Raw genomic sequence first — 17,266 nt, 5'->3', positions numbered from 1 at the left:
GCCTTATAAAACAATAACCTTATCATTTGCATGGATTATGGTGATGATGACCTTTTCGCGTTTTACTCGCTGGTTAACCCTGTTTGCGCTGGCAGCCACCGTCGCGGTGGCGCTTCCTGCTCGCGCAAATACCTGGCCTCTTCCTCCGCCCGGCAGCAAGGTGGTGGGTGAAAACCGCTTTCATGTGGTTGAAAATAATGGCGGTTCGCTGGAAGCGATTGCCAAAAAATATAACGTTGGTTTTCTGGCCCTGCTGCAGGCGAACCCTGGCGTCGATCCCTACGTCCCGCGTGCAGGCAGCGTGTTGACTATCCCGTTACAGACGATCCTGCCGGACGCCCCGCGCGAGGGGATTGTGATAAACCTGGCGGAGCTACGTCTGTACTATTACTCGCCGGGTAAAAATGAGGTGACCGTCTACCCGATTGGTATTGGTCAGCTGGGCGGCGACACCCTGACGCCGACGATGGTCACCACCGTCTCGGATAAACGCGCGAATCCAACCTGGACCCCGACGGCCAATATTCGTGCCCGTTATAAAGCTCAGGGCATCGATCTTCCAGCCGTGGTGCCGGCAGGCCCGGATAACCCGATGGGTCACCACGCGATCCGCCTGGCGGCCTACGGTGGCGTTTACCTGCTGCACGGAACGAACGCGGACTTTGGCATCGGCATGCGCGTCAGCTCCGGCTGTATTCGTCTGCGCGATGACGATATCAAAACGCTGTTTAACGTTGTTACGCCGGGTACCAAAGTGAATATCATCAATACGCCGATTAAGGTTTCTGAGGAGCCGGGCGGCGTACGGCTGGTCGAAATTCACCAGCCGCTATCGAAAAACATTGGCGATGACCCGCAGACGCTGCCCATTAACCTGAATGCCGCAATGGTAAGCTTTAAAACCAATGCGAATACCAACAGCGTGGTGATGGAGCGTGCAATGGAGGCCCGCTCAGGCATGCCGACCGATGTCACCCGGCACCATGATGTAATCCAGCAATCGATGTAAATCATAAATAAAAAAACGCCCTGCTCAGCAGGGCGTTTTTTATTGCAGTGGCATAAATGAGGGTTTATGCCCGGCTTATTTGTAGATGACGGCGGTGCCGTGCAGGGTGTTAGGACCGGTCACAGAGGTGATGCGGTAAGATTTAGCACCCATCTCTTCCGCTTTTTGTGCCAGCTGATCTTCCAGTGAACCCAGGTTAGTACCGGCAGACGCAGAGATCGTCCCGACTTTATGCTGATCGACCGGGGTAGACTGTACTTGTACAGCCGCAAAGCTTGCGAAAGAGAGTGAACTCAGAACAGCAGCAGCGATGAGGGTTTTTACGTTTTTCATGATGTTTACCTTTAGCAGATGAATTTGGAGGTCGTTATCTATTTAGTTAACGATCGATAGGTAAATCATAAATGTGATCCAGGTCACGCGTCAACATAATTTTATAACGTCCATTAACTTAATTTTAAAGTCGTTATTTTTCATATAGATATGATTAATATATTTTTAAGCATTCAGCACTGGTGGTGGGTTGCGTTTATTTTTATAATGGTTATTCACCAAACCAACAGAGGACCAACGGCACATGACAACCGACGTCACGAGTTGTGCGAAGAAAAGCCGTGGCCGACCAAAAGTGTTTGACAGGGATGCAGCGCTTGATAAGGCCATGACTCTCTTCTGGCAACATGGGTATGAAGCAACCTCGCTTTCCGATCTGGTAGAAGCTACCGGAGCCAAAGCGCCGACGCTGTATGCCGAATTTACCAATAAAGAGGGGCTGTTCAGGGCGGTGCTGGACAGATACATTTCGCGTTTTGCGGCGAAACATGAAGCCCAGCTATTTTGTGAAGAGAAAAGCGTCGAACAGGCGCTTCGGGATTACTTTACCGCCGTCGCGACCTGCTTCACCAGTAAAGATACGCCTGCGGGCTGCTTTATGATTAACACCTCTGCCACCCTGGCGGCGTCCTCGAAAGAGATTGCCAATACGGTGAAATCGCGTCATGCGATGCAGGAGGAGACGCTAAGCGCCTTTCTGGCACAGCGCCAGCAGCGCGGTGAAATCCCTGCGCAGTGCAACCCCCAACTGCTGGCACAATACCTGAGCTGTATTTTGCAGGGGATGTCGATCAGCGCCCGTGAAGGGGCAACGCTGGAAAAACTGCAGAATATTAGCGAAACCACGCTGCGGCTGTGGCCTGAGCTACTCAAAATCTAAAGCAAAAAAAGCTCCTCAGCCTGAGCGCATGAGGAGCTAAATTCAGAGAACATCTTTTTTACACTTTGTTATTCAGAACCAGCTGACCATTTCCATCCAGTGGAATTTGCGTGCCAGGGTCTTTGTCCATGCGGATTTTGCCCTGCTGATCGCCAATTTTGTACGTCACGTCATAGCCCAGCATTTTTTCCGACTTGTCATAGACGGTTTTGCAGCGTTGCTGAGTCGTGGTGTAGGTATCGTTATCCTGCATCGCGCCCTGCACCTGGTTACCGGCATAGCCGCCACCCAGCGCGCCGACCACGGTCGCCACATCTTTACCCCGGCCGCCGCCAAACTGGTGACCAATCACGCCACCCGCTACCGCGCCCAGAACAGAACCGGCGATACGGTTTTCATCCTGCACCGGACGACGATGCGTCACGGAGACGTTACGGCACTCCTGACGAGGCGTTTTTACTGTTTCTTTAATCGGTGTAGCAGAAACCACCTGCGCATACTGCGGGCCGCGATCTAATACGTTGAGACTGGCAACGGCAGCCACACCTAACGCAGCCGCGACGCCAATCCCTATACCCGCCAACATTGATTTATTCACGGGACTTCCTCCTTTGTTGCTATTGGTAACAATTTTGCAATGGAGGCACGGCTTCGCCAATCAGATAAAGGATCAAAAAAGGGACGTTCAGAGGAGATATATTGTATTTAGGAGAACTCTTAAGCACTCAATCTGTGATCTACAGCATGAAATGCTAAAAACTCCCTCCGGAGAGCCCGGAGGGAGTGAAAGATTAGTGCAGCTTCAGACGCGGACGGATCACGCGATTGATTCTGCCCACCAGCATCATCAGCCCGGTTTTGAAGTAGCCGTGCAGCGCAATCTGGTGCATACGGTAGAGGGAGATATACACGAAGCGGGCAATGCGCCCTTCTACCATCATCGAGCCGCGCATCAGGTTACCCATCAGGCTGCCGACAGTAGAGAAGTTTGACAGAGACACCAGAGAACCATGGTCTTTGTAGACATAGGCCTTCATTGGCTTGCCTTTGTACTGCGCCAGAATGTTGTGCAGGACCAGGCTTGCCATCTGGTGTGCGGCCTGCGCGCGCGGCGGCACGAATCCACCTTCAGGACGGGCGCAGGAGGCGCAGTCACCGATAGCAAAGATTTCTGGGTCACGCGTGGTTTGCAGCGTTGGCTCCGTGACCAGCTGGTTAATGCGGTTGGTTTCCAGGCCGCCGATATCTTTCATAAAATCAGGCGCTTTGATACCGGCCGCCCAGACCATCAGATCCGCTTTGATATACTCGCCGTCTTTGGTGTGCAGGCCGCCTTCGTCGGCGCTGGTCACCATGGTCTGCGTCAGCACCCGCACGCCCAGCTTGGTGAGTTCATTGTGCGCCGCACCGGAAATACGCGGAGGCAGCGCAGGCAGAATGCGTTCACCGGCTTCGACCAGCGTGACGTTCAGCGCTTCATTCGTTAACCCTTTGTAACCGTAGCTGTGCAGCTGTTTCACCGCATTGTGCAGCTCCGCAGACAACTCAACGCCCGTCGCACCGCCGCCAACAATGGCGATATTTACCTTACCGTTCGCACCCATATTGCTGGTGTACTTCAGGAACAGGTTCAGCATTTCCTGATGGAAACGACGCGCCTGGTGCGGGTTATCGAGGAAGATACAGTGCTCTTTCACGCCCGGCGTGTTGAAGTCGTTGGAGGTACTGCCGAGCGCCATGACCAGCGTGTCATACGGCAGCTTGCGCTCAGGAACCAACAGCTCCCCTTTTTCATCACGCAGTTCTGCCAGAGTGATGGTTTTGCTTTCACGGTTGATGTCCACCACCGAGCCCAGCTGGAACTGGAAATGGTGGTTGCGCGCGTGCGCCAGATAGCTGAGCGCGTCCACGCCTTCGTCCAGAGAGCCGGTCGCCACTTCATGCAGCAGCGGTTTCCACAGGTGGCTGTGGTTACGATCCACCAGCGTGATTTTGGCTTTTTTACCGCGACCCAGCTTCTTACCCAACTGTGTCGCCAGCTCCAGCCCGCCAGCACCACCGCCTACAATCACTATCTTTTTCAATGGCGTAGTCAACGTGACCCCCTCAAATTATTAACCAATTGTTAATTAAAAGTTATAAAAATAACCCTTAATTAACAACAGGTTACAGCACTGAAACCATTCAGGTGCATTGAGAATACCACGTCAGGCGCATTGGTCATACCAAAATTGATATGCATCAAGTTTTGATGGCTTAAAAGTAGACAATTTTGGTCAAAAAGAAAGCCCGGCACGCTTTCGCGGCCGGGCTTCGACGCCTGCAGGCAAGGAATTAACCCAGCGTTTTAAACGCTTTGATACGCTGCAGGTGTGGGGAGATGTTTTTGAACTTGTGGGTCTGTTCTTCGTCCCAGACGATCTCATAGTAATGATGCAGAAGTTCTGCAGCCCGGTGGCTGTTGAGCGCCTCATCGTTACGCGACAGGATCACCAGACAGCGGTCACGGTTTTTCTCACGAAAATTGCTGACGCACTTGGTCGCAATATCGACATACTCTTCCGGGCGGTCGATTTTGCCTTCCATGTTTTCGTTCGGGAAAAGGTTGGGATTGAATACCACCTGACGGATGTCACACAGGAAGCCAATCCGCTCTGCCCAGTAGCCGCCCAGCCCCACGCCGCAAATCAACGGCCGATCGTCGACGTTGAGCTGCAACATCTTGTCCACCTCTTTGAGCAGATGCTGCATATCATGCTTCGGATGGCGCGTGCTGTAGCTGATCAACCGTACATCCGGATCGATAAACTGCAGCTGCAGCACCTTCTCATGATTACCAGGACTGTTTGAGTCAAAACCGTGTAAATAGATGATCATCGTCTTCTCACCACGCTACGCCTTCCGGGAGGGTTTACAGGCTGGCTTTATGTGCCTGCCAGCGCTCATTCAGGTCTTCAAGCCGGGCGTTGACCGTCTTCCAGCGCGCCGAATCCATCAGCTCCTGACGGCTAAATGAACCTTTATGATACAATTGTGTAACACGCTCTGCATTGATCGGCGACAGGTTATCCAGCACGCTCACGGCACCTTTACGATTATTGCAGACCAGGATCATATCGCAACCTGCATCCAGCGACGCCTGACCGCGTTCAGCGTAGCTGCCCATAATCGCCGCCCCTTCCATCGACAGATCGTCAGAGAAGATCACGCCATTGAAGCCCAGTTCCTGACGCAGAACGGTTTTCAGCCAGTGCGGAGAGCCGCTGGCAGGGCGCGGGTCAACGTCGCTGTAAATCACGTGCGCAGGCATGATGGCATCCAGCTTGTTGTCAGTGATAAGCGACCTGAACACCGACATATCTTTGGCGCGAATTTCCGCTTCCGGGCGCGGATCGCGCGGGGTCTCTTTGTGTGAGTCCGCCGTTACCGCCCCGTGACCCGGGAAGTGTTTGCCGGTGGTTTTCATCCCGGCATCGTGCATGCCGTCAATGAACCGGGTCGCCATGGCCAGCGCAATACGCGGATCGTCATGGTACGAGCGCTCGCCAATGGCGGCGCTGATATGCCCCACGTCCAGAACCGGGGCAAAACTGATGTCGATATCCATGGCAATCATTTCGCTGGCCATCAGCCAGCCGGCCTCCTGCGCCAGTTTCCCGCCCTCTTCCGTGCCGAGCAGCGCGGCAAAAGACTGGGCCGCCGGCAGACGGGTAAACCCTTCGCGAAAACGCTGTACGCGGCCGCCTTCCTGATCGACGGCGACCACCAGATGATTGCGCGACGCGGCGCGGATCTGACGCACCAGCTCACGCAGCTGCGCCGGATCGTGATAGTTGCGGGTAAACAGGATCAGACCACCCACCAGCGGGTGCGCCAGAATTTCACGCTCCTCCGCATCCAGTTCAAACCCTTCTACATCCAACATGACTGGACCCACATCCACCTCTCTTATCCTTTCGTTTGTAACTGACGCCAGGCATCGTCTGCCAGCGCAATAAAGTGTTTGTCTCTGGACTGCTGATAGCGCATTTCAAACCAGCCAGCCATTAACATGACGACCCAGGGCCGCCAGCGTTTAACCTGACGCCTCAGCGCGTCGGCGTTGATATGTGCCGCCTCGGCGTAGTCCCTGATCAGCGCCTGCCGAGCAGCGTCACTCTCCGTCCAGACTGCAGCCAGCTCCAGCGCCACATCGCCATCTCCGGCATATTCCCAGTCGATGAGCCTGATGCCCGCTGACGTATGCACAATATTTCCGGCATGAACATCCATGTGCAGCGGCGAGAGCCGAATCGGCTGCGGCTCGCCCGTTTTACGCAACCGCTTGAGATGCGCCAGCCACACTGGGGTGCGTCTGTCAGGCGCGGCCTGCTGCCAGTAGCGTTCCAGCAGCGGGGATAACGTGACTCGCCATCCCAGACGTGGCTGCCGGTGCAGATGATACAGCATCGCCGCGAGCGCCGGCGTGTCCGGTAGCGCGCTTTTCACGTCACCGTCCAGATAGTCGACGGCCATCCAGCTCTCTCTGAAAAAACGGGGGGCAGGCACGAGATCTGACGGAAGACGCCTCAGGGCGCGAAACTGACGACGGAAATGGGAGGCAGGCGCATAGGGGTCGTGATGTTGCCGCAAGACCAGACGTCGTTCGCCCTGCGCTATAATGCAACTCGCGCCGCCAAGCCCGGAGTGGGCCTGCGGCGCGATAAGGCGGTACTGAGGAAAATAGCGCGTCAGAATCTCTTCACGCGTGCTGTCATTGTTGCGTAACCGCACCTTTACCTGACCAGATAATTTCGCCTGTCTGAACCAGCATCAGCTGCATCTGCAGGGCCGGTGTATTCACGTTACCGGTGGCGTTAGAGTACAGCACATACTGTGCGCCAACGTTACGGGCAATGCCGATCGCCTTGCTGCGTGTGCCGAGGCTATCCTGCGGCGACAGGCCCAGCTGCTGTTTGGCTACCGCGAGCTGCTGAGCCGAGACCAGCGTAAACTTACCGTTGTTTGCCAGGGCATTGCGCAGCGTTTCTGTCGCTTCGCCCGCGTTCAGCGAACCGTTGGTACGGTTGTTCACGCTATCAACCAGCAACACGCTACCTGCCGTCACGCCCTGTGCCTGCAGCATTTTGCCGACCATGGGCTGCATTGCGCCGTTCCAGTCGTAATGGCGCACGCGCGGCGTCGGCTGCGACGTCTGGTCCGGATGCTCAATCGGGCCTGGCTGTGCCGGTATAGACGGTACGGACGGCACGGTTGGCTGCGGCTGCGTTGGCTGTGTCGGCTGTTCAGTGCCCGGCTTCGCCTCTTCCACAGGCGCTGGCTGTTCAGTTCGGGTCACACACCCCGCCAGGAACAGCGCGAAAGCTGTCACGAGCGCATAGCGGCTCAAGTTTTTAATCAAGGTTCACCCCTTAGAGATAAAGATAAAGTCTCACCTTATGCGCACCCAGATAGTTGGCGCTGCCATAGAGCGTTACCGACGATCTGGCCGGAATGGTGACGCTGCGCGGCGCCTCCAGCGGATGCATTTCGAGACCTCTTACGTCATACCAGAAAAAACGGTAGTGGACCGTCACGGGTTCGTGTCTTTCATTAAAGAGCGTAGAGGAGGCAGATGAATTGATTTCACTGATGGTCAGCGCGGGTTGTTGCGCCGTGATGCCCGCGGCAAGCACGGAGGATTCCATCACCAGCGTCTGTTCATCGTTCACGGGGATCGCCGGGCGCGAGCTGCACCCCACAATCATCATCGTCATTACCAGCGCTGCAATACGCCCTTTACGCATGTCAAAGACCTTTATGTGCCAGCATCGGCCCCAGAGGACGTCCACCCAGCAGATGCATGTGAATATGATAGACTTCCTGGCCACCATGACGGTTGCAGTTCATGATCAGACGGTAACCGTCTTCTGCAATCCCTTCCTGTTCGGCGATTTTCGCGGCCACCGTCAGCATACGACCTAATGCCACTTCATGCTCGGTTTTTACGTCGTTTACGGTCGGAATCAGAATATTGGGAATGATAAGGACGTGCGTCGGAGCCTGAGGTGAAATGTCCCGAAAAGCCGTTACCAGTTCATCCTGATAGACGATATCCGACGGAATTTCGCGACGGATAATTTTACTGAAAATCGTTTCTTCAGCCATGACCTATTCCTTTTTTGATTAATCAGGCGCGATGCGTCCGCTGTTAACACACGCTCTGGATGAGGGTGTGACACAATTCAAGAGTATGAGCGAGTTTCTCCTGTCCTTTCAACCTCCTCCCTCGATTTCTTTCCCGAATGTTCATCAGCTGAGTGAAGAGTGACCGCTCGCGGGCCTTAATGGGCTGAAACATTATTTCAGTTCCGGTCGACACATCTGTTTACAGCATTAATAGCAATGCGTATATTTCGCATTTGCATTTTCATGCGAATTTTTAACATAGAAAACGACGCCAGCCCGCGTCCGCGGGACTGACGCATACCCTCTTCATCGTTCATAAGGGTTTAATCATGTCTTTCATTCATCACACCAGGGATGGGCAACGTCAGCCTGTCGCAACGCCTTCGTTGCTGGCAGGCTGCATTGCTATGGCACTGACGCCAGCCGCCGCTTTCGCTGCATCAACAGCCGAAGATACCGTTGTTGTTGACGGCGGTTTTGACCAAACGCAGGATCCTTCCGCAAGTCAGGAGCGGGATTACAGCGTCAAAACCACCACCACCGGCACGAAGCTGTTGCTGGTTCCCCGCGATATCCCGCAGTCCGTCAGCGTGATTAGCCAGCAGCGCATGGCCGATCAGAACCTGCAGTCCATCGGCCAGGTGTTAACCAACACCACGGGCGTAACAGCGCAGGTGCAGGACAGCGACCGTACCGTGTTTTACTCGCGCGGATTTTTCGTCAGTAATTACGCCTATGACGACCTGCCAACCTCCATCAGCGAAGTGTGGAACTTTGGTGATACCGCCGCCGATACGGCGATTTATGACCGCATCGAAGTGGTCCGCGGTGCCACCGGCCTGATGTCCGGTACGGGCAACCCGGCAGCGTACGTCAACATGGTGCGTAAGCATGCGGACAGCAATGAATTCAAAGGCAATGTTTCGGCCAGCTATGGCAGCTGGGATAAGCAGCGCTACGTGCTGGATCTCCAGGCGCCGCTGGTGGAGTCAGGTAAGCTACGGGGCCGGATGATCGCAGGTTATCAGGACAACGACAGCTTCATGGATAACTATCACTACCGAAAGAAATTCCTCTATGGCGTGATGGATGCGGACGTCACCGACAGCACCACCCTCTCGGTGGGATACGAATATCAGGAAAGCCATACCGCCGACCCAACCTGGGGCGGACTCCCGACCTGGTACAGTGACGGAAGTAAGACCGATTACAGTCGCAGCCAGACCGTCGCGCCTGACTGGGCCTGGTCTGATAAAGACAGCACCCGCATCTTCGCTAACCTGACGCAGCGTTTCGATAATGGCTGGGAAGCACACATTAACGGCATGCATGCTGAAACCAACTTCGACTCTAAGCTGATGTATATGTCCGGCTATCCGGATAAAGAGACCGGTGCAGGCATGGTTGGCTACGGCGGCTGGAACCGTGGCGAACGGAAACAGGATGCCGTGGACGCTTTCCTGCGCGGCGATTTCGATCTCTTCGGCCGTCAGCACGAAATGATGTTCGGCGGCAGCTTCAGTCGTCAGCGTAACCATTACGACAACTCAATGCCTGACGCGGTTTACGGCATGGTTGATGTGGGTAACTTTAAGAACTGGAACGGTAACATTGCCGACCCGCAGTGGACGCCGTGGAAACTCTACAGCCAGGACGACATTCGCCAGTCCTCAGCGTATACCTCCGCCCGCTTCTCGCTGGCCGATCCGCTGCATCTGATCCTCGGCGCACGTTATACCAACTATAACATCCGCTATAACCCTGCGGGCTCCCCGGACACCCGTCTGGAAAGTACCAAAGATGACGTAACGCCCTACGCGGGCCTGGTCTACGACATCAATGAAGACTGGTCGACCTACGTCAGCTATACCTCTATCTTCCAGCCCCAGGACAAGCGGGACGCCAGCGGACGCTATCTCGACCCTACTACGGGCAAAAGCTACGAAGCCGGTGTGAAAGCAGACTGGTTCAATACCCGTCTTACCACCTCGCTGGCAATATTCCGCATTGAGCAGGATAACGTAGCAAGCAATACCTATACCTATATGCCGAGCGGTGAGTCAATTTACCAATCGCTGGACGGCGTAGTGAGCAAAGGGATTGAGTTCGAGCTGAACGGCGCGTTGACCGATAACTGGCAACTGACCTTCGGCGCGACCCGCTACATTGCGGAAGATAAGAATGGCAACGCCGTCAGCTCCGATCAGCCGCGTACAACCATGAAGCTGTTCACCCGTTATCAACTGCCAATGTTGCCAGAACTGACCGTGGGCGGTGGCGTGAACTGGCAAAACAAGGTGTGGACGGATGTGGATGGCGCGCCGGCTGGCCGTACCCGCGCGGAGCAAGGCAGCTACGGGCTGGTTAACCTGTTCAGCCGTTATCAGGTCACCAAAGATTTTGCTGTTCAGGCGAACGTCAACAACCTGTTCGACAAAGAGTATTACGATTACGTCGGCTCTTATGTGGTTTATGGCGCGCCGCTGAACGTCTCGGTGAGCGCGAGCTACGACTTCTGAGTGTTAAGCCGGGTGGCGGCTACGCCTTACCCGGCCTACATTTGCATTTCGTAGGTCCGGTAAGCGCAGCGCCGCCGGGCATGACAAACAGCACAAATAAAAAAGGCAGCCATTCGGCTGCCTTAGTCTCCCCAGGGTCACAACTTAGTTGTTGCGGATGTACTCATCCATTTCGGTTTTCAGGTTATCGGATTTAGTACCGAAGATTGCCTGTACACCCGAACCTGCAACAACTACGCCAGCTGCACCCAGTTTTTTCAGACCCGGCTGGTCTACTTTCGCGACATCAGCAACGCTCACACGCAGACGAGTGATACACGCGTCCAGGTTAGTGATGTTCTCTTTACCACCGAACGCGGCAACCAGTGCAGGAGCCATTTCGCTGGTCGCGCCCGCTTTGCTGTCTTCTGTCGCATCTTCACGGCCTGGGGTTTTCAGGTCCAGTGCTTTAATCAGCACGCGGAAGATGGTGTAGTAAACAACGGCATAGCACGCACCGACGATTGGGAACAGCCACAGTTTGCTGCTATTACCGGACAGAACGATGAAGTCGATCAGGCCGTGAGAGAAGGACGTACCGTCACGCATACCCAGCAGAATACAGATTGGGAACGCCAGGCCCGCCAGAATCGCGTGGATAACGTACAGGATCGGCGCAACGAACATGAAGGAGAACTCGATCGGCTCGGTGATACCGGTCAGGAACGAGGTCAGCGCTGCGGAGATCATGATACCGCCCACTTTTGCACGGTTCTCTGGCTTCGCAGAGTGCCAGATAGCAATCGCCGCTGCTGGCAGACCGTACATTTTGAACAGGAAGCCACCAGACAGTTTACCTGCAGTTGGGTCGCCCGCCATGTAACGTGGGATATCGCCGTGGAATACCTGACCTGCTGCGTTGGTGAATTCACCAATCTGCATCTGGAATGGAACGTTCCAGATGTGGTGCAGACCAAATGGCACCAGGCAACGCTCGATGAAGCCGTAGATACCAAACGCCACAACCGGGTTCTGGTAAGCAGCCCACTGAGAGAAGGTCTGGATAGCGGAGCCGATTGGTGGCCAGATGAAGGACAGGATCACGCCAGTGAAAATCGCTGCCAGACCAGAGATGATCGGAACGAAACGCTTGCCCGCGAAGAAGCCCAGGTACTCAGGCAGCTTGATGCGATAGAAGCGGTTGAACATATACGCTGCAATCGCACCGGAGATGATACCGCCGAGAACACCGGTGTCCGCCAGGTGCTTCGCAGCGATCTCTTCTGCCGGTAAATGCAGAACCAGCGGCGCAACCACAGCCATGGTTTTCACCATGATGCCGTAAGCAACCACTGCAGCCAGCGCAGATACGCCGTCGTTATTGGTGAAGCCCAGAGCCACACCGATCGCGAAGATCAGTGGCATGTTAGCAAAGACAGAACCGCCTGCTTCGGCCATCACATGGGACACTACGGCTGGCAGCCAGCTGAAGTTAGCAGAACCGACACCCAGCAGGATACCTGCGATAGGCAGTACGGATACTGGCAGCATCAGCGATTTACCGACCTTTTGCAGGTTAGCAAATGCATTCTTAAACATAATTGAGAGTGCTCCTGAGTATTTGTGCTTTTTTTACGCTTTCACGCATTGGCCCGGGGGGAGTACCGTGCCGTGGACAGGACATCTAAGCGCCCTTTATTTATTACACAGAGTAAAATAATTCCCTCTGAGTTTGTTTGACGGCTATCACGTTTCAGCTTAAGACGGTCGAAAAACTTTCAGTTATTTACAAAAAGCATGTCCGGATGTGTCTAAAAACAGCATCACCGCCCCAAATGAGGCGGTGAACTTTACTCGCTTTATTTATTAATTACGAGCCTAAAAAAAACAGGTGTATCAGACAGATTGCAGGCGGGCAGGGTCAATATGGAACAGCGTGGAGAAGTTTTCTGTCGTCACGCGGGCCAGCTCTTCGATGCTGACGCCCTTCAGGACGGCCATGTACTCAGCCACATCTCGCGTCATCGCGGGCTGGTTCTCTTTACCGCGATGCGGAACCGGTGCCAGATAGGGAGAATCGGTCTCTACCAGAATGCGATCGAGCGGAACATAACGTGCAGCATCACGCAGCTGCTCAGCGTTACGGAACGTCACAATCCCGGAAAACGAGATATAAAACCCCAAATCAAGCAGTTTACCCGCCGTTTCTCTGTCTTCTGTGAAACAGTGTAGTACGCCACCGCAATCCGTCACGTTTTCTTCCCGGAGGATCGCCAGGGTATCCGCACGCGCATCGCGGGTGTGGACGATAACCGGCTTGTTCAGTTCGCGGCCAATGCGAATATGGTTGCGGAAGGACGCCTGCTGGCGCGGTTTGGTTTCCGGCGTGTAGAAATAGTCCAGCCCGGTCTCGCCCATTGCCACCACGCCCTCTTCCGCCGCCAGACGACGCAAATCGTCAACGTCATATTCTTCATCCTGGTTCAGGGGGTGTACGCCGCAGGAAAACACCACGTTATCGCGAACGCCCACCAGCTCGCGCATCGTGCGATAGCCCGGCAGCGTCGTCGCTACCGCAAGGCAGAATTTCACATCGCGGGCGGCGGCTTTTTCCAGCACATCATCCACGTTTTTATGCAGGGATTGATAATCCAGGCCATCAAGATGGCAGTGTGAGTCGACTAAAAACATAATGTCTCTCTCAGAGATGGGAAACCGGCGGTGTGGTGCCGGGTTGCAGGTAGTGTTCAATACGCAGTAACTGGTCGGTCAGTAAAAGCTCGCGATTAAGACCCGTCACGGTTAAAAGCTGTTCTCGGCTCTGGCAAATTTCATGAAGCATCGCATGAAGAATCGTCCCTGAGAGGCGGTTCGCCAGCGTATTCACCAGTGTCCACGCGTCCGGGTTGGTCAGCAGCGTTGCCCCTTGCTGAAGTTTGAGGGCATCCAGCAGCAACGAGGCCAGCCAGTGCAGGCGCTCAACGGCCTGATCGCTGTTAAGCGCAGGCAATACGCTTAGCCAGTCGTGGTTATTGAGTGCCATTTCGACGGCCCGGCAAAGCGTTTCTCGCTGTGACCAGACGTCAGGTTGCAGCAATGCCAGCGCCGCTGCGGGCGCGCCGCTGCTCAGGCGCAAGGCGGACAGCGCACTCTCAGGTGACGTTGTCACCTCTCGCTCCAGCCAGCTCAGCGCCCACGATTCCTGAGGCACAGCAAGGTGATGAAGACGACAGCGGCTGCGCAGCGTCGCCAGCAAGCGTCCCGGGTCACGGCACGAGAGGAAAAACCACGTTTTTACCGGCGGCTCTTCCAGGGTTTTCAGAAGGGCGTTAGCTGCCGCCTCGGTCAGCTGCGTGGCGTCTTTAAGCCAGACCACTTTAGCGCCGCCCAGCCGCGCGTGTTCGTACAATTTTTCACTGACTTCCCGCACGGCATCGATACCGAGCGCGCTTTTCCCCTTCTCCGGCTCAAGCGTGTAGTAGTCAGGATGTGTGCCCGCCTGCATCAGCTGACAGCCGCGGCATTTGCCGCAGCTTTTATGCCCTTCCGGCTGCTGGCACATCAGAAAACGGGTGATGGCATAAATCAATGCATCATCGCCCATTCCCGGCAATGCCTGAATCAGTAACGCATGATGCCCCCGCCCCGCCTGATAGCTGCCGATCAGCTGTTCAAAGTGCGGGCGCAACCATGGATACCATTTCATGCCTGCTGCTCCTGCACCCACTGCGTCACAGTTTGCTGAATGTCACGCGTGACGTCGTCCAGGGACTGCGTCGCATCGATGGTACGAATGGAGCTGTCCTGTGCGGCCAGCTCAAGATAGCGCGCACGGGTGCGGTTAAAGAAATCAAACGACTCTTGTTCAATGCGGTCGAGTTCGCCGCGCGCGCGGGCGCGTTTAAGACCCACTTCCGGGGTCACATCCAGATAGAGCGTCAGGTCGGGGCGAAAATCCCCCAGTACGGCATTGCGCAGCGTTGCCAGCATGGTCTGGTCGATACCACGTCCTCCGCCCTGATAAGCCTGAGTCGACAGATCGTGACGATCGCCGATTACCCACTTGCCATCGGCCAGGGCGGGTTTGATCACCGTCTCAACCAGCTGTACGCGCGCCGCGTAGAACATTAACACTTCGGCTTTGTCAGTGATAACTTCGTCGCCAACGGATTTAATGTCCAGCACCAGGCTGCGCAGCTTTTCAGCCAGCTGCGTGCCGCCCGGCTCGCGGGTAAATACCATGTCCGCTACGCCAAGCGCGTTGAGCGTATCCACCACCACGTTGCGGGCGGTGGTTTTACCCGCCCCTTCGAGTCCCTCAATGACAATGTATTTACTGCGCATTTTTTTCCTTAAGTGCCTTCAGATAGTCCTGAACAGAGCGATTGTGGCTGGCAAGGTTAGTGTTAAAGGTGTGTCCCCCTTTTCCATCTGCCACAAAATAGAGATACGGTGTTTTCGCCGGATGCGCGGCGGCTTTCAGCGACGCTTCGCTCGGCGTGGCAATCGGACCAGGCGGTAAACCGCTAATCACGTAGGTATTATACGCCGTTGGCGTCTCCAGATCTTTTCTGGAAATCTTGCCTATGTAGCTCTCGCCCATGCCGTAGATGACGGTAGGGTCGGTTTGCAGGCGCATGCCAATGCGCAGACGGTTGATAAATACTGACGCCACCCGATCGCGCTCGGCGGCAACGGCGGTCTCTTTCTCGATAATCGAGGCCATGGTGACAAACTGGTTTTGATCTTTATAGGGTAAACCCTCCATTCGCCCGTCCCAGGCCGCATCCACTGCGGCGACCATTTTTTTGTGCGCCCGCTTCAGGATCGCCACATCGGTCGTGCCGGCGGTGTACATCCAGGTATCTGGCCAGAACCAGCCTTCCACCCATTCGGGATGCTCAAACTTGAGCACGTCGGCCACCGTCTGGTAGCTGTCATCCTTCAGGGTATGTTTGATATACGGCGCATCGCGCAGCTGTTTGAGGTAATCACTCAGGCGCATCCCTTCTACAAATCGCAGAGGGAACTGGGCTTCTTTGCCGCTTTCCAGCAGCTGCAGCATCTCTCTGACGGTCATTCCCGGCGTAAAGCGATAGGTACCGGCTTTGAAATGTGACAGTTCAGGCTCCACACGCAATAACCACTGGAATACCCGTGGACGATTGATAATTTTATCACCGTAGAGCTGTTCCCCAAGCGCCTGGCGGCCGGTTCCCGCTTTCAGGGTAAAGATCGTTTCGTCTTTAACCAGGATCTTGCTGTCCGCCAGCTGGCGAACTTTCCATACGCCTGCTCCGCCAGCAACGCCCAGCGCAACAATGAGGAGAAGGACAAAGCGCAACATTTTTTTCATGACTATCTGGTTTGCTCACATATCGGGGCTAAAAACTGAAACAGCTCGCGCGACGACCAGCGTAGCTGGCCACAGGCGCGAACGGGCACAACAGGCATCAGCGCGTTGCAAATAATGACTTCATCAGCAGTCTGTAGCACCTCTTCCTTTGCGTTAACTTCGACAACGTGAAAGTCAGAGTGTGCCAGCTGCTGCAAACAAAATTGGCGCATTATGCCGTTCACGCCAGCCTGATCCAGCGCGGGGGTGAACACGTTCCTGCCCTGTCGCCAGAACAAATTAGCCGCACAGCATTCCGTAATGAACCCTTCGCTGTCAAGGACCAGCGCCTCATCGGCGTCCGTCTGTTCAAGATGAGTACGAATTAGGACCTGTTCAAGGCGATTCAGATGCTTGAGACCCGCCAGATAAGGATTACGCCCGAGTGATACCGGGCTGGGCGCCAGCGTCACGCCGTCCGCTTTCCAGCGGACATAGTGAGAAGGATAAGGGGAAACATGAAGGATGCGCGTTGGATGCTGACACCCTGCCGTACTGTAACCTCGCCCCCCCGCCCCGCGGGTGATCGTCACTTTCAGGACGCCCTCCGCATGAGGCTGTGCCAGGCGGCGCATTTCGTCACTGAGTAATTCCCAGTCCTGAAACGGGATAGCCAGTCGGGTACAGGCGTCCTGAAGGCGAGCCAGATGGCGCGCTAACATCACCACATTTCCGGCATCAATACGTGCAGTGGTGAAACAGCCGTCACCAAACTGAACCGCACGATCGTTTGCTGCCAGTTTATCAATCACTTCACCATTAATCAGAAACATGGGGGCCCTCCGTACACAGGCGTACCAGAGTGTCAGGTGAAGGACAGCATCGCAAGCTTTTTGCATGCAGGAATCGAATAGATGTTTCTGAATATTAATATTTTTTATTGCAAATGACGCCGCTTAAACGTCACCGTGAAGGGAAAAATAGTTTATTGCGAAATAAAAACAACAAATAAAATACAGCCCTATTATTTATGTCAAAAATGA

Annotated in this window: 18 protein-coding genes; 3 read left to right on the top strand and 15 right to left on the bottom strand. The window is 54.9% G+C overall.

What is annotated here, in order from left to right; genetic code table 11:
- Positions 1 to 43 precede the first annotated feature (43 nt).
- Complete coding sequence (gene ldtC, locus ACMWJS_RS01595; RefSeq protein WP_414746493.1) at positions 44 to 1,009, top strand: L,D-transpeptidase LdtC; 966 nt, start codon at positions 44 to 46, stop codon at positions 1,007 to 1,009.
- A gap of 75 nt (positions 1,010 to 1,084) precedes the next feature.
- Here the strand turns inward: ldtC and bhsA are convergent, their stop codons facing one another.
- Positions 1,085 to 1,342 carry a multiple stress resistance protein BhsA gene (gene bhsA, locus ACMWJS_RS01590; protein WP_045910210.1) on the bottom strand — a complete coding sequence of 86 codons (258 nt, stop codon included), beginning with the start codon at positions 1,340 to 1,342 and terminating at the stop codon, positions 1,085 to 1,087.
- Between the two features lie 244 nt (positions 1,343 to 1,586).
- On the opposite strand from bhsA, the gene comR reads away from it, so the two are divergent.
- Positions 1,587 to 2,222, top strand: a complete 636-nt coding sequence (comR, locus tag ACMWJS_RS01585) for a TetR family copper-responsive transcriptional repressor ComR (protein ID WP_028015740.1) — start codon at positions 1,587 to 1,589, stop codon at positions 2,220 to 2,222.
- 58 nt (positions 2,223 to 2,280) lie between these two features.
- On the opposite strand, the gene ACMWJS_RS01580 is transcribed toward comR, so the two are convergent.
- The 8 genes from ACMWJS_RS01580 to hinT all read right to left on the bottom strand — a co-directional run bounded on the left by ACMWJS_RS01580 (position 2,281) and on the right by hinT (position 8,369).
- Positions 2,281 to 2,820, bottom strand: a complete 540-nt coding sequence (locus tag ACMWJS_RS01580; protein ID WP_008500779.1) for a glycine zipper 2TM domain-containing protein — start codon at positions 2,818 to 2,820, stop codon at positions 2,281 to 2,283.
- A gap of 193 nt (positions 2,821 to 3,013) precedes the next feature.
- A complete protein-coding gene (locus ACMWJS_RS01575) occupies positions 3,014 to 4,318 on the bottom strand; it encodes an NAD(P)/FAD-dependent oxidoreductase (RefSeq protein WP_008500780.1) in 1,305 nt (434 codons plus the stop codon).
- Between the two features lie 238 nt (positions 4,319 to 4,556).
- The gene (gene ycfP, locus ACMWJS_RS01570) at positions 4,557 to 5,099 is read right to left on the bottom strand and encodes an alpha/beta hydrolase YcfP (protein WP_008500781.1); all 543 of its coding nucleotides are present in this window, start codon (positions 5,097 to 5,099) and stop codon (positions 4,557 to 4,559) included.
- 34 nt (positions 5,100 to 5,133) lie between these two features.
- Entirely contained in the window at positions 5,134 to 6,159 is a 1,026-nt protein-coding gene (gene nagZ, locus ACMWJS_RS01565; protein ID WP_032655375.1) for a beta-N-acetylhexosaminidase, read from the bottom strand.
- An 11-nt stretch (positions 6,160 to 6,170) separates the two neighbouring features.
- Entirely contained in the window at positions 6,171 to 6,995 is an 825-nt protein-coding gene (gene thiK, locus ACMWJS_RS01560) for a thiamine kinase (RefSeq protein ID WP_414746492.1), read from the bottom strand.
- Entirely contained in the window at positions 6,976 to 7,623 is a 648-nt protein-coding gene (lpoB, locus tag ACMWJS_RS01555) for a penicillin-binding protein activator LpoB (RefSeq protein WP_045326975.1), read from the bottom strand. Before lpoB ends, thiK begins: the two co-directional genes overlap by 20 nt.
- Positions 7,624 to 7,633: 10 nt before the next feature.
- Entirely contained in the window at positions 7,634 to 8,008 is a 375-nt protein-coding gene (locus ACMWJS_RS01550; protein ID WP_045910208.1) for a YcfL family protein, read from the bottom strand.
- A 1-nt stretch (position 8,009) separates the two neighbouring features.
- Positions 8,010 to 8,369 (bottom strand): purine nucleoside phosphoramidase, encoded by a 360-nt coding sequence (hinT, locus tag ACMWJS_RS01545; protein ID WP_008500786.1) that lies wholly within the window; start codon positions 8,367 to 8,369, stop codon positions 8,010 to 8,012.
- A 350-nt stretch (positions 8,370 to 8,719) separates the two neighbouring features.
- On the opposite strand from hinT, the gene fhuE reads away from it, so the two are divergent.
- Positions 8,720 to 10,909, top strand: a complete 2,190-nt coding sequence (gene fhuE / locus ACMWJS_RS01540) for a ferric-rhodotorulic acid/ferric-coprogen receptor FhuE (RefSeq protein WP_414746491.1) — start codon at positions 8,720 to 8,722, stop codon at positions 10,907 to 10,909.
- Between the two features lie 144 nt (positions 10,910 to 11,053).
- Here fhuE and ptsG read toward each other — a convergent pair whose 3' ends face one another.
- From ptsG to pabC, 6 genes are all read right to left on the bottom strand, one after another.
- Positions 11,054 to 12,487 (bottom strand): PTS glucose transporter subunit IIBC, encoded by a 1,434-nt coding sequence (gene ptsG / locus ACMWJS_RS01535; protein ID WP_008500788.1) that lies wholly within the window; start codon positions 12,485 to 12,487, stop codon positions 11,054 to 11,056.
- A 297-nt stretch (positions 12,488 to 12,784) separates the two neighbouring features.
- The gene (locus ACMWJS_RS01530; protein WP_045910206.1) at positions 12,785 to 13,579 is read right to left on the bottom strand and encodes a metal-dependent hydrolase; all 795 of its coding nucleotides are present in this window, start codon (positions 13,577 to 13,579) and stop codon (positions 12,785 to 12,787) included.
- Between the two features lie 10 nt (positions 13,580 to 13,589).
- Positions 13,590 to 14,594 carry a DNA polymerase III subunit delta' gene (holB, locus tag ACMWJS_RS01525; protein ID WP_048027447.1) on the bottom strand — a complete coding sequence of 335 codons (1,005 nt, stop codon included), beginning with the start codon at positions 14,592 to 14,594 and terminating at the stop codon, positions 13,590 to 13,592.
- Entirely contained in the window at positions 14,591 to 15,232 is a 642-nt protein-coding gene (gene tmk / locus ACMWJS_RS01520) for a dTMP kinase (protein WP_262750266.1), read from the bottom strand. Before tmk ends, holB begins: the two co-directional genes overlap by 4 nt.
- Entirely contained in the window at positions 15,222 to 16,244 is a 1,023-nt protein-coding gene (gene yceG / locus ACMWJS_RS01515) for a cell division protein YceG (RefSeq protein WP_262779540.1), read from the bottom strand. The genes tmk and yceG overlap by 11 nt, the downstream gene beginning before the upstream one ends.
- Before the next feature lie 2 nt (positions 16,245 to 16,246).
- Positions 16,247 to 17,056, bottom strand: a complete 810-nt coding sequence (gene pabC, locus ACMWJS_RS01510) for an aminodeoxychorismate lyase (protein WP_414746490.1) — start codon at positions 17,054 to 17,056, stop codon at positions 16,247 to 16,249.
- Positions 17,057 to 17,266: the final 210 nt, after the last annotated feature.

The sequence above is a fragment of the Enterobacter sp. HK-058-C-ECC genome, assembly GCF_047531125.1.
GTDB classification, from domain to species: domain Bacteria; phylum Pseudomonadota; class Gammaproteobacteria; order Enterobacterales; family Enterobacteriaceae; genus Enterobacter; species Enterobacter quasiroggenkampii.
This window is presented reverse-complemented; position numbering and strand designations above follow the sequence as displayed.

Bases quoted from the DNA above. Each gene is read 5' to 3' on its own strand.
- ldtC (WP_414746493.1), top strand. From the start codon at position 44: ATGATGACCTTTTCGCGTTTTACTCGCTGGTTAACCCTGTTTGCGCTG.
- bhsA (WP_045910210.1), bottom strand. From the start codon at position 1,342: ATGAAAAACGTAAAAACCCTCATCGCTGCTGCTGTTCTGAGTTCACTC.
- comR (WP_028015740.1), top strand. From the start codon at position 1,587: ATGACAACCGACGTCACGAGTTGTGCGAAGAAAAGCCGTGGCCGACCA.
- ycfP (WP_008500781.1), bottom strand. From the start codon at position 5,099: ATGATCATCTATTTACACGGTTTTGACTCAAACAGTCCTGGTAATCAT.
- ACMWJS_RS01550 (WP_045910208.1), bottom strand. From the start codon at position 8,008: ATGCGTAAAGGGCGTATTGCAGCGCTGGTAATGACGATGATGATTGTG.
- hinT (WP_008500786.1), bottom strand. From the start codon at position 8,369: ATGGCTGAAGAAACGATTTTCAGTAAAATTATCCGTCGCGAAATTCCG.
- fhuE (WP_414746491.1), top strand. From the start codon at position 8,720: ATGTCTTTCATTCATCACACCAGGGATGGGCAACGTCAGCCTGTCGCA.
- ptsG (WP_008500788.1), bottom strand. From the start codon at position 12,487: ATGTTTAAGAATGCATTTGCTAACCTGCAAAAGGTCGGTAAATCGCTG.
- ACMWJS_RS01530 (WP_045910206.1), bottom strand. From the start codon at position 13,579: ATGTTTTTAGTCGACTCACACTGCCATCTTGATGGCCTGGATTATCAA.
- holB (WP_048027447.1), bottom strand. From the start codon at position 14,594: ATGAAATGGTATCCATGGTTGCGCCCGCACTTTGAACAGCTGATCGGC.
- tmk (WP_262750266.1), bottom strand. From the start codon at position 15,232: ATGCGCAGTAAATACATTGTCATTGAGGGACTCGAAGGGGCGGGTAAA.
- yceG (WP_262779540.1), bottom strand. From the start codon at position 16,244: ATGAAAAAAATGTTGCGCTTTGTCCTTCTCCTCATTGTTGCGCTGGGC.
- pabC (WP_414746490.1), bottom strand. From the start codon at position 17,056: ATGTTTCTGATTAATGGTGAAGTGATTGATAAACTGGCAGCAAACGAT.